The organism is Vibrio splendidus 12E03 (assembly GCF_000272105.2).
Lineage (GTDB): Bacteria > Pseudomonadota > Gammaproteobacteria > Enterobacterales > Vibrionaceae > Vibrio > Vibrio splendidus_I.
In genome coordinates, this window is record NZ_AJZD02000026.1 from 18,201 (window position 1) to 27,346 (window position 9,146).

Genomic DNA, 9,146 nt, shown 5'->3' on the forward strand with positions numbered 1-9,146 from the left:
ATGCTAGACAGCATTAAAGAAAGTTTCACAGAAAGTATTCAAATCCAAATTGCGGCTGCAGAAGCTCTGCCTGACGCAATCACGCATGCCGCTCAAGCAATGGTTGCGACCTTGCTTAACGGAAACAAAATTCTTTGTTGTGGTAATGGTGGTTCGGCGTCGAATGCTCAGCAATTTGTATCGTGCCTACTCAACCGATTTGAAACAGAGCGCCCTAGCCTTCCTGCGATGGCACTCACAGCAGACAACACCACGCTAACAGCCGTGGCTAACGACTACCACTATGAAGAGATCTTCTCTAAGCAGGTGCGTGCGTTTGGTCAAACTGGCGATATCCTGCTGGCTATCTCGACTAGCGGTAACAGCAAGAACATCATCAAGGCAATGGAAGCGGCGGTAACTCGCGACATGACCATCATCGCCTTTACCGGTAAAGATGGTGGCGAAATGGCAGGCTTGCTTGGTGAACACGATGTAGAGATTCGTATCCCTTCACACCGTACAGCACGCATTCATGAAGTACACATGGTGACACTCCACTGCCTATGTGACCTAATCGATCAAGTACTCTTCCCTGCTCACGAAGAGTGATAGACGGAGCATCACAATGAAATCATTAACCTCTATGAGGCTGTTTAAGCTGATTAGTGTTTCGCTACTTACACTGTCTCTGTCTGGTTGTGCTGGCATTTTCATTGCTGGTGCAGCAACTACAGCAAACCTAGTCACTGATACACGAACCACCAAAGAGATTTGGAACGACAACAACATCGAATTCGAAGTTGCAGCGATTACCAATAAACAACCTTTCCGTGGCAACGTACGCGTCACCGCAAGCTCATACCGAGGTTCGGTGGTACTGATGGGGCAAGCGACCACAGATTCAGAACGTCGCGCTTTTGAAAACCAAGCCAAAGAAGTGGCTGGCGTTGAGAGCATCCACAATCAAGTTCGAGTGAAAGAGCCATTGTCTGTGAGCGCTATCAGTAAAGACAGCTGGATTACCACTAAAGTGAAGTCAGCTCTGCTTGCAAATGCTGAGCTTAACGGCATCAAAGTAAAAGTGATTACTGAGGATTCAGAAGTATTCCTGCTTGGCCTCGTGACTAGAGAGCATGCCGATATCGCGACAGAAGTTGCGCGTAACATATCTGGCGTAAAACAGGTTATTCGAGCGTTTGAATACGGTGAAGAAGAGACGGCTGTTAACTAGCCGTAAGCCAGTCAATTAAATGCTATATAGCAGAAAAGAAAAAGCAGCGACGAGTCGCTGCTTTTTTATTTGGTTCGTTATTTAACTAACGTTATTTGATAACACGAAGGCTTGGGCGACCTTTCGCTGGACGAGGTGGCTCAGGATCTGAGTCAGGCTCTTCAGCATCTACGTCTGCCGTTGCTACGCTCAAAGATGGGCCTTTCTCTTGTTCTTCAAAAGGACTTTCTTCAATCCCTTCTTCAAACGCTTCCATGTAAGCCTCTTCAGGTTCAAACATGGTACCAGCACCATTTTCACGAGCATAAATCGCTTGTACTGCGTAAAGCGGAACGATCACAGAGCGTGGACGACCACTAAAGCGAGCACTAAACGTCACAGCTTCGTTACCCAGTTCAAGTTGTCCAACCGCACGAGGCGCGATGTTCAGAATGATCTGACCATCTTGAACAAACTCTTCTGGAACTCGCACACCCGGCAATGTTGCTTCAACAACAAGGTGTGGAGTTAGTTCGTTATCAACCAGCCACTCATAAAATGCACGAAGCATGTATGGCCGGCGTGGAGTCATATTAGAAATATCCATAAACGCTTAGCGAACCAGTCGCATCTCACGCTCAGCTTCAGTTAGAGAAGCTAGGAATGAATCACGTTCGAATACGCGGTTCATGTAAATCTTAAGCTCTTTAGAACCAGGACCAATCAGTTCGATACCAAGCTCAGGTAAACGCCATAGTAGCGGAGCTAGGTAACAATCAATTAGGCTAAACTCTTCGCTCATGAAGTATTCATACTCAGCGAAGATAGGAGCAAGAGTCAGTAGGTCGTTGCGCAGTTTAACGCGAGCTGCTTCAGATTCTTCAGCGTTGCCTTTAACGATCTTCTCTGCAACTGAATACCAGTTACGCTCAATGCGGTACATCATTAGACGGCTGTTACCACGAGCAACCGGGTATACAGGCATCAAAGGTGGATGAGGAAAACGCTCATCTAGGTATTCCATGATGATCTTTGAGTCATATAGAGCAAGCTCACGATCAACAAGAGTAGGTACTGATTTGTACGGGTTCAGTTCAACAAGCTCTGCTGGTAGATTTTTTTCATCAACCAACTCAACTTCAACACTTACGCCTTTTTCAGCAAGAACGATGCGCACCTGATGGCTATACATATCAGAAGCACTTGAGAAAAGAGTCATTACAGAACGTTTATTGGCAGCTACAGCCATGGAGCCCTCCAGTACACTTTAAATAAAAACAATGGAGGCCTAAAGCCTCCATTGAACATTAACATAATTTGGGAATTAGCACGGTATTATAGCACAATTAGTGCACATCACGCCAATACTCTTTCTTCAGCAAAATCACGATGATAGTGAAGATTACTAAGAAGGCCATTACCCACCAACCCATAGCGTGACGCTCAAGTTGAACTGGGTCGCCCGAGTAAACCAAAAAGTTAACAAGGTCACGAACAGCTTCGTCGTATTCACCAGCACTTAATTCGCCAGAGCCGTCAGTCTCAGTGCCGACAACAACCGTCACTTCCTCGCCATCTACCATATGAGTATCATAGATTGGTGTTGGGATACCTTGCAGTTCTTCAAGAACGTGCGGCATACCAACGCTTGGGAAAACAATGTTGTTCACGCCAAATGGACGAGACGGATCTTCATAGAAAGTACGAAGGTAAGTGTACAGCCAGTCTGCACCACGAACACGAGCAACCAATGTTAGGTCTGGTGGCGGAGCGCCAAACCAACTTGCCGCTTGATCAGAAGGCATAGCATTAACCATCAGGTCACCGATTTTCGCTTCAGGGTCAAAAATCAGGTTTTCCTTCATAAGATCAACGGGGATCTCTAAATCATTCGCAACACGTTCATAGCGCTGGTACTGCGTTGAGTGACAAGCGAAACAGTAGTTCATGAACATCTTAGCGCCATTTTGCAATGAAGCTTTGTCTGTTAAATCATTGTTCGCTTTGTCTAATGGTACGTTTGCACCCGCTGCCATCACCAGTGACGGCAACATAGCAAATAAAATTACAATCCACTTTTTCATTTGAATGTCACCCTTTCTGGTAATGGTTTCGTCGCTTCATTTTTACTGTAGAACCACAGTAGAACGAAGAACATGAAGTAACCTAAGCTAAAGATTTGAGCCAGTAGCGTGTATGTTGGCGTTGCTGGAAGCGCACCAAGTACACCAAGCGCAATAAAGCTTATTGTGAATTGGATGATATTAATCAAATGCAGTTTGCTACGGTAACGGTAAGAACGCACTTTACAACGGTCGAACCATGGTAGTAGGAATAGCACAACAATAGATGCGCCCATTGCAACAACACCTAGCAACTTATCAGGAACAGCACGCAGAATTGCGTAAAACGGCGTGAAGTACCATACCGGAGCGATGTGCTCTGGTGTTTTCAGTGGGTTAGCAGCTTCAAAGTTTGGCGGCTCAAGGAAGAACCCACCCATTTCTGGGTTAAAGAACAGCACATAACAGAAGAAGAATAGGAAACCGGCCACACCAACCATATCTTTCACAGTCCCGTATGGGTGGAAAGGAATAGAGTCAATGATGTCGTATTTCTTAGTGTAATCCTTGTGGAATGGGAACTGAGTTTTGTAGTCGTCGCCCATTGTGCCTTTAGGAAGTTTCGTCTCGATACCGTCTGGGTTGTTCGAACCCACTTCGTGCAGTGCCAGTACGTGAAGTACGATAAGCAGCAGAAGTACGATTGGTAAAGCGATAACGTGCAGTGCGAAGAAACGGTTCAGCGTTGCACCAGAGATGATGTAGTCACCACGGATCCAAAGCGTTAGGTCATCACCGATAACAGGGATCGCACCAAACAGAGAAATGATTACCTGAGCACCCCAGTAAGACATTTGACCCCATGGTAGTAAGTAACCCATGAAAGCCTCAGCCATAAGCACTAAAAAGATCAACATACCGAAGATCCAAAGTAGCTCACGAGGTTTTTGGTAAGAGCCGTAGATTAGGCCACGGAACATGTGCAGGTAGATAACCACGAAGAATGCCGAAGCACCTGTTGAGTGCATGTAACGTAGTAGCCAACCGTATTCCACATCACGCATGATGTATTCAACAGAAGCAAATGCACCCTCACCTGATGGTACGTAGTTCATTGTTAGCCAAATACCCGTAAGGATTTGGTTAACCAGTACCAACATTGCCAAAGAACCGAAAAGGTACCAAAAGTTAAAGTTCTTAGGCATTGGGTATTCAGATAAATGCTTTTTATAAGCATTCATCGCGGGTAGACGTTTCTCTACCCAATCAAGCAATCCTTGCATTACGCGTCTCCCTCGTCCACACCGATCATGATCTTAGTGTCACTCAAATACATATGCTTTGGTACAACAAGATTCAATGGAGCTGGTACGCCTTGGAATACTCGACCTGCCATATCAAACTTTGAACCATGACAAGGACAGAAGAAACCAGACTTAACACCCTGAACTTGTTCTGCAAAAGAATCCGGCAGGTAAGTTGGAGAACAACCTAAGTGCGTACAGAAACCAACAGCAACGAAGAATTCCGGCTTAATTGAACGGAACTCGTTCTGTGCGTATTCTGGTTGTTGTTCAGCTTCAGATTGAGGGTCACGAAGTTGACCACCGATCGATTTTAGGTTTTCTAGTACCGACTCAGCACGGCGTACAACCCATACAGGTTTACCTTGCCACTCGACACGAACCATTTGTCCCGGTTCTAACTTACTGACTTCCACTTCCACCGGCGCGCCCGCAGCTTTCGCCTTGGCACTCGGATTCCATGATTTAATAAAAGGCACGGCTACAGCAGCTGCTCCTAAACCACCAACAACGGCTGTTGTTGCGGTTAAGAAACGCCTGCGACCGTTATTTAAAGGCGCGTTGCTCATCCAAACATTCTCCCATTTGCTCCTTGTGGATTGAAATAATTCCGATTAAAGAGCATGGCTAACAAAATATGTATTTAGTTCTATTTATTGACGGCAAATGATAAATAAAACCCTACTTTTTGACAAGATAAAGCTACCTTTTTGTAACAATCATGAGGCAAAGCGCACATTGGGTTACAAAAGCTTTCAAAATATAAGAATTTGGAAATAAAACGAGGGAGGGGAAGCGTTTAGAGGGGGCATAAAAACAAAAAGCCCGGCATATAGCCGAGCTTTGAACCACAATTCCAGTCGTAAAACTGGGAGCGTGTACTTTTTCGTAAAGAAAAATTAACGCTTAGAGAATTGAGGTTTACGACGTGCTTTACGTAGACCAACTTTCTTACGTTCAACGCAACGAGCGTCACGAGTAACGTAGCCAGCTGCACGTAGAGCAGGACGTAGAGTTTCATCGTACTCCATAAGAGCGCGAGTGATACCGTGGCGGATTGCGCCAGCTTGACCAGAAATACCACCACCAGAAACAGTGATGTAAAGGTCAAGTTTCTCAGTTAGTTCAACTAGCTCAAGAGGTTGCTTAACAACCATACGAGAAGTTGGACGACCGAAGTAAACATCAAGGCTACGCTTGTTGATTACGATCTCACCAGAGCCTGGTTTGATGAAAACACGAGCTGCTGAGCTTTTGCGACGACCAGTGCCGTAGTATTGATTCTCTGCCATTTTCATAATCCCCTTAGATGTCTAGTACTTGTGGCTGTTGAGCAACATGGTTGTGCTCAGTACCAGCGTACACTTTAAGCTTACGGTACATCGCGCGGCCTAGAGGACCACGTGGAAGCATACCTTTAACTGCTAGTTCTAGAACCATTTCTGGTTTCTTAGCAATTAGCTTTTCAAAAGTGATAGTTTTAAGACCACCTGGGAACTCAGAGTGACGGTAGTAAACCTTACCCTTAGCTTTGTTACCAGTTACAGCAACTTTCTCAGCGTTAACAACGATGATGTAATCACCAGTGTCTACGTGAGGAGTGTATTCTGCTTTGTGCTTGCCGCGTAGGCGAGAAGCGATTTCACTTGCTAGACGGCCAAGAGTTTTGCCTTCAGCGTCTACAACATACCAGTCGCGTTTTACAGTTTCTGGTTTAGCAACGAAAGTTTTCATGCTAATAATTACCTATTTAAAAAATTTACACTTAAGGAATACTCGCGTATTCCCACTGTCTAAGAGTTACCATTCATCACCCCTTCGAGTGTTGGAAAACTCTTGGCATAACGTGATTTTACTCATCGCTAGAGGCCCGCAGTAACGGTAGGTCGCAGGATTATAGAGAAGAGCGAAGAAAAAATCACCTCTTTTTGAACAAAATCACGATTTTTTTAATTCTATTTCTTATTCGAGATAATCAAAGCTAACTTAAGTGTTCTTTTGCCAAATATTCATGGCTCTGCATTTCAATTAAACGCGACTGACAACGTTTAAATTCAAACTCTAGCTGACCATGGGTGTATAGCTTTTCTAGCTCCACTTCCGCTGAAATAATCAGTTTCACATTGCGCTCGTAGAACTCATCAACTAATGCAATGAAGCGCCTCGCAGCGTCATCTGAAGTCGCGCCCATTTGCAACACATCCGCCAATAGAACCGTGTGATAAACCCGAGACAACTCAATATAGTCGTTCTGGCTACGAGCCGACTGACAAAGCTGAGCAAAGGTACCGTGCAGTACGCCATCACTCGCTTCGACTACATCTAATTGACGGTGATTAACCTCTATCTGCTTAAGCTTCTCTTTATCTTCGCCAACCAACTGAGCGTAATACTTTTCGAGATTGATATTCGCTTGGCTATCTAGCGGGTAATGGTAAATCTCAGCCTGTTCTAAGGTACGCAGACGATAATCAATGCCGCTATCGACATTAAGGATATGACAGTTGTCTTGAATAAGCTTAATGGCCGGTAAGAAACGCGCTCGCTGTAATCCGTTGCGATACAGATCCGCGGGTGGAATATTAGAGGTCGCAACCAAGATAACGTTTCGAGCGAATAACTCTTGGAACAAGGTTCCTAGGATCATCGCATCGGTGATGTCTGAAACAAAGAATTCGTCGAAACAAATAATGTCCGCTTCTTTCTTCAACTTGTCTGCGACTAAAGGCAATGGATCACTCACATTACCTAGCGCCTTTAGCTCATCATGAACTCGATACATAAAGCGGTGAAAGTGCACACGCATTTTTTTAGTGGTCGGTAAGGCATCGTAGAACGTATCCATTAGGTACGTTTTTCCTCGCCCTACGCCCCCCCAGAAATAGAGGCCTTTGGGTGGCTCTGGCAGTTCTGGCTTTTTGCCCAATAATTTCTGGAAGCGAGTCAGTTGAGGAATGGGCGTATTCATGTAATCTTGAAATAGATGAAAGAGTTCATCTAAAGATTTAACGGCTTGCTCTTGTGCTGGATCTCTTTGAAATCCATGTTCTTTTATATCTTGTTCGTATTTTTTAATGGGATTCATGACGACATTTCCACAATGAAAGCAATATCAGACAACAACTAAAAATGAGCCCAAACAGTACGAGGAATAACGTGATGTGGTGAATAATGCAGCATCAAACTGCTAACTAGCGCACACGCATTTCTCTTTATACTGCGGCTTTCTCATAGTACCATGGAGCCGTATCACGTGTAACTAAGCAGTAACAAACATGTTAAAAAACAATAATAAGGAGCTGTTATGCCTTGGATGTATGCCGTTGCCGGTTTACTAGTCGGAGTTATTTTAGGGGTCGCTATTTCTCGTCTCATGACACCTGAATACAAAAAACAAAAGAACGTACAGAAAGAATTAGATAGCGCAAAGTTTGCCCTTGAGCAGCAGCGACAAGAGCTGGCTGATCACTTTGCGAAATCAGCAGAAATGTTGGACACATTAGGTAAAGACTACACAAAACTGTACCAACACATGGAAAAAACAAGCTCAGAGCTGATTCCTAACCTGCCAGAGCAAGATAACCCGTTTGTGAAAACAGCCGCTGCCCATTCGGACAAGCCACAAGAGAAGTCTTCAGCAAAAGAGGCGACACTTGAGGAACAACCGAAAGATTACGCTAATGGCGCAACCGGTTTATTTACAGAGCAGAAGAAAGAAATCATGGATGCTCCCGATGTTGTAACAGCAAAAGCATCGTAAACATTTAACACTTCTGTGAACTTTACAAAGGTTTTTGAGTCATAACTTTCACTCAGGTCATTTGAAACTTCTCATACTTATTAAACGTATAAGAGGGTTAAGACCTTAACTAGAGAGGAGTTTATGATGAAAAAACCTTTGCTTGCTTTATCAGTACTGACTTTAAGCTTAAGTTCAATCATCACCCCCATTCAAGCAACAGCCGCACTGCCATTAAGTGTGGGTAATGAACAATTACCAAGCCTTGCTCCTATGCTTGAACAAGTGACCCCCGCTGTGGTTAGTATTGCCGTAGAAGGCAAACAGGTACAACGTCAGCAAATCCCTGAACAATTTCAATTCTTTTTTGGTCCAGAACAAACACGAGAGCGTCCATTCCGCGGGCTAGGCTCTGGTGTCATCATTGACGCTAAGAAAGGTCATATCGTGACCAATTACCATGTCATTAATGGCGCAGACGATATCAAAGTAAAATTGCATGATGGTCGAGAGTACGATGCTGAGCTCATCGGCGGCGACCAGATGTCTGATATCGCACTGCTAAAATTAGAAGAAGCCAAGAACCTTACCCAGATAAAAGTCGCAGACTCAGACAAACTAAGAGTTGGTGATTTTAGTGTCGCGATCGGTAACCCATTCGGACTTGGGCAAACCGTGACATCCGGTATTGTTTCTGCACTTGGTCGTAGCGGCCTGAATCTAGAAAACTTTGAAAACTTCATTCAAACCGATGCAGCAATCAATAGCGGTAACTCTGGTGGTGCGCTAGTGAACCTCAACGGTGAGCTGATTGGTATCAACACCGCCATTCTTGGCCCTAACGGAGG

Annotated in this window: 12 protein-coding genes; 4 read left to right on the top strand and 8 right to left on the bottom strand. The window is 44.6% G+C overall.

Going from position 1 to position 9,146, the window contains the following annotated elements; genetic code table 11:
- Together A142_RS03085 and A142_RS03090 are read left to right on the top strand one after the other, a co-directional pair.
- Complete coding sequence (locus A142_RS03085) at positions 1–591, top strand: phosphoheptose isomerase (protein WP_004729817.1); 591 nt, start codon at positions 1–3, stop codon at positions 589–591.
- 16 nt (positions 592–607) lie between these two features.
- Positions 608–1,213, top strand: coding sequence for a BON domain-containing protein (locus tag A142_RS03090; RefSeq protein WP_017059276.1), 606 nt, complete (start codon positions 608–610; stop codon positions 1,211–1,213).
- A gap of 91 nt (positions 1,214–1,304) precedes the next feature.
- On the opposite strand, the gene sspB is transcribed toward A142_RS03090, so the two are convergent.
- The 8 genes from sspB to zapE form a co-directional block, all read right to left on the bottom strand.
- Positions 1,305–1,799: a ClpXP protease specificity-enhancing factor gene (sspB, locus tag A142_RS03095; protein WP_019824590.1), complete on the bottom strand. Its 495-nt coding sequence runs from the start codon at positions 1,797–1,799 to the stop codon at positions 1,305–1,307.
- Between the two features lie 6 nt (positions 1,800–1,805).
- Entirely contained in the window at positions 1,806–2,441 is a 636-nt protein-coding gene (gene sspA / locus A142_RS03100; protein WP_009848943.1) for a stringent starvation protein SspA, read from the bottom strand.
- Between the two features lie 97 nt (positions 2,442–2,538).
- Entirely contained in the window at positions 2,539–3,276 is a 738-nt protein-coding gene (locus tag A142_RS03105) for a cytochrome c1 (protein ID WP_017061436.1), read from the bottom strand.
- Positions 3,273–4,538, bottom strand: coding sequence for a cytochrome b (locus A142_RS03110; RefSeq protein WP_017061435.1), 1,266 nt, complete (start codon positions 4,536–4,538; stop codon positions 3,273–3,275). The genes A142_RS03105 and A142_RS03110 overlap by 4 nt, the downstream gene beginning before the upstream one ends.
- Positions 4,538–5,128, bottom strand: coding sequence for a ubiquinol-cytochrome c reductase iron-sulfur subunit (petA, locus tag A142_RS03115; protein ID WP_017061434.1), 591 nt, complete (start codon positions 5,126–5,128; stop codon positions 4,538–4,540). The genes A142_RS03110 and petA overlap by 1 nt, the downstream gene beginning before the upstream one ends.
- Positions 5,129–5,458: 330 nt before the next feature.
- Positions 5,459–5,851 carry a 30S ribosomal protein S9 gene (gene rpsI, locus A142_RS03120; protein WP_004740758.1) on the bottom strand — a complete coding sequence of 131 codons (393 nt, stop codon included), beginning with the start codon at positions 5,849–5,851 and terminating at the stop codon, positions 5,459–5,461.
- A gap of 13 nt (positions 5,852–5,864) precedes the next feature.
- Positions 5,865–6,293, bottom strand: coding sequence for a 50S ribosomal protein L13 (gene rplM, locus A142_RS03125; RefSeq protein ID WP_010434689.1), 429 nt, complete (start codon positions 6,291–6,293; stop codon positions 5,865–5,867).
- Between the two features lie 247 nt (positions 6,294–6,540).
- Entirely contained in the window at positions 6,541–7,644 is a 1,104-nt protein-coding gene (gene zapE / locus A142_RS03130) for a cell division protein ZapE (protein ID WP_019824591.1), read from the bottom strand.
- Between the two features lie 219 nt (positions 7,645–7,863).
- Here zapE and zapG point away from each other — a divergent pair, with 219 nt between their 5' ends.
- Both zapG and A142_RS03140 read left to right on the top strand, forming a co-directional pair.
- Positions 7,864–8,319: a Z-ring associated protein ZapG gene (zapG, locus tag A142_RS03135; protein ID WP_019824592.1), complete on the top strand. Its 456-nt coding sequence runs from the start codon at positions 7,864–7,866 to the stop codon at positions 8,317–8,319.
- A 126-nt stretch (positions 8,320–8,445) separates the two neighbouring features.
- Positions 8,446–9,146, top strand: a 701-nt coding sequence (locus tag A142_RS03140; protein WP_019824593.1) for a trypsin-like peptidase domain-containing protein, incomplete at its 3' end; no start/stop codon positions are given.

Excerpts from the sequence above, each read along its gene's own strand:
- A142_RS03085 (WP_004729817.1), top strand. The coding sequence starts at position 1 with ATGCTAGACAGCATTAAAGAAAGTTTCACAGAAAGTATTCAAATCCAA.
- A142_RS03090 (WP_017059276.1), top strand. The coding sequence starts at position 608 with ATGAAATCATTAACCTCTATGAGGCTGTTTAAGCTGATTAGTGTTTCG.
- sspB (WP_019824590.1), bottom strand. The coding sequence starts at position 1,799 with ATGGATATTTCTAATATGACTCCACGCCGGCCATACATGCTTCGTGCA.
- sspA (WP_009848943.1), bottom strand. The coding sequence starts at position 2,441 with ATGGCTGTAGCTGCCAATAAACGTTCTGTAATGACTCTTTTCTCAAGT.
- A142_RS03105 (WP_017061436.1), bottom strand. The coding sequence starts at position 3,276 with ATGAAAAAGTGGATTGTAATTTTATTTGCTATGTTGCCGTCACTGGTG.
- A142_RS03110 (WP_017061435.1), bottom strand. The coding sequence starts at position 4,538 with ATGCAAGGATTGCTTGATTGGGTAGAGAAACGTCTACCCGCGATGAAT.
- petA (WP_017061434.1), bottom strand. The coding sequence starts at position 5,128 with ATGAGCAACGCGCCTTTAAATAACGGTCGCAGGCGTTTCTTAACCGCA.
- rpsI (WP_004740758.1), bottom strand. The coding sequence starts at position 5,851 with ATGGCAGAGAATCAATACTACGGCACTGGTCGTCGCAAAAGCTCAGCA.
- rplM (WP_010434689.1), bottom strand. The coding sequence starts at position 6,293 with ATGAAAACTTTCGTTGCTAAACCAGAAACTGTAAAACGCGACTGGTAT.
- zapE (WP_019824591.1), bottom strand. The coding sequence starts at position 7,644 with ATGAATCCCATTAAAAAATACGAACAAGATATAAAAGAACATGGATTT.
- zapG (WP_019824592.1), top strand. The coding sequence starts at position 7,864 with ATGCCTTGGATGTATGCCGTTGCCGGTTTACTAGTCGGAGTTATTTTA.